1 protein-coding gene is annotated in these 1,345 nt (G+C 49.8%); it reads right to left on the bottom strand.

The window, feature by feature from the left end; genetic code table 11:
- Positions 1-40 precede the first annotated feature (40 nt).
- On the bottom strand, positions 41-1,222 hold the full coding sequence (locus AC1DF0_RS31920; RefSeq protein WP_477577569.1) for an IS256 family transposase: 1,182 nt from the start codon (positions 1,220-1,222) through the stop codon (positions 41-43).
- Positions 1,223-1,345 lie beyond the last annotated feature (123 nt).

Below are 1,345 nucleotides of genomic sequence, written 5' to 3'. Positions count from 1 at the left end.
GGTAGGGGGTCAGCCCCACCATAGATTTGGGAGTTATTGGTTAATCGTTAGATTGTGAATAGCGTCTCTCGAACATCTCAGTAAGCTTCTTTTTGACTTCCGGCATACCGAATCCGGGTATGATGCGTTCCGCATACATCTCGTTGTATTCAATACTTTGCAAGTAGACGACCTTCTCAGCCGCATCCATGTTCGTCAGGCTGTTCATGGGCTTGAGCCGCTTTCGGARTTCTTTKTTCATTCGCTCGATGGCATTCGAAGTGTGGATCGCCTTCTTAATCGCTTCCGGGTACTTGTAGAACGTTAGCAGGGTAGACAATTGACTCTCCCAGGACTTCATCTCTTTCGGGTAAAGCTTGCCCCACTTGTCTTTAACCGTGTCGAAAGCAGCGAGAGCCAAGTCGTGATCTTTCGCATTGTAGATCATCTTCAGATCGTTGATCACGTCAGTCTTATGCTCAACACGGATCTTAGGGAAAGTCGCCCGGACCTTGTGTACAATGCAGTGCTGCACGTCAGCTTTCGGATAGGTCTCCCGGAAAGCCTCATCCAATCCGGGAAGGCCGTCGAACACGCCGAGCAGCACTTCTTTGGCCCCTCGGCTGTAGAGATCTTTCAGCACCTCGCGCCACCCGTTAGAACTCTCCTGGCCACCGATGTAGAAACCGAGAATCTGGCGTCGTCCGTCTTCGTCGATACCCATAGCGAAGTAGATGACCTCTCCGCTCACCGTGCTGCGTTTCAACTTGATGTATAGCCCGTCTAAGTAAATGACGGAGTAACGTTTCTGAAGCGGCCGGGCTTGCCAATTTTTAATGTCCTCGAGTACGGTAGCGGTAATGTTGCTCACCGTGGTGGGGGAATAGTGGCTGCCAAACATGCTTTCAATGAAGCGAGCGACGTCGCGGGTGCCCATTCCACTTTTGTRCATTTGGATAACGGCTTCCTCCAGCCAGCCGTCACGGCGCTGATACGGTTCAAAGACTTGGGTTTGAAATAGGCCATTACGATCCCGTGGGACTGACAACTCCTCTATGTTCCCGTATTTCGTGTGAAGGGTGCGCTTGTAATAGCCATTGCGACTGTTGTGCCGGCCGGACTCGTCTGTTTCCATGAAGGCTGCGATCTCAGCACGCATAATGCGCTCAAGGTTGTCTTGTACAAACTGAGTAACAAGATTTTCAAATAGATTAGTGAGCATGTTTTCGGGTATATTAGTCATCGGTAGGGTCCTTTCTCTGGTGGCTTCAGCAACCCCGAGGATACCCTACTTTTTTGTTGTCCGACAAGGCTACAAATCTTGGTACACAAACAATTTTACGTCATCAAACAATTTTACGTCATC

The organism is Paenibacillus sp. 05T425 (assembly GCF_056396205.1).
Note: the sequence above shows the minus strand (reverse complement) of the source record. Positions and strands in the feature narration are given on the sequence as shown.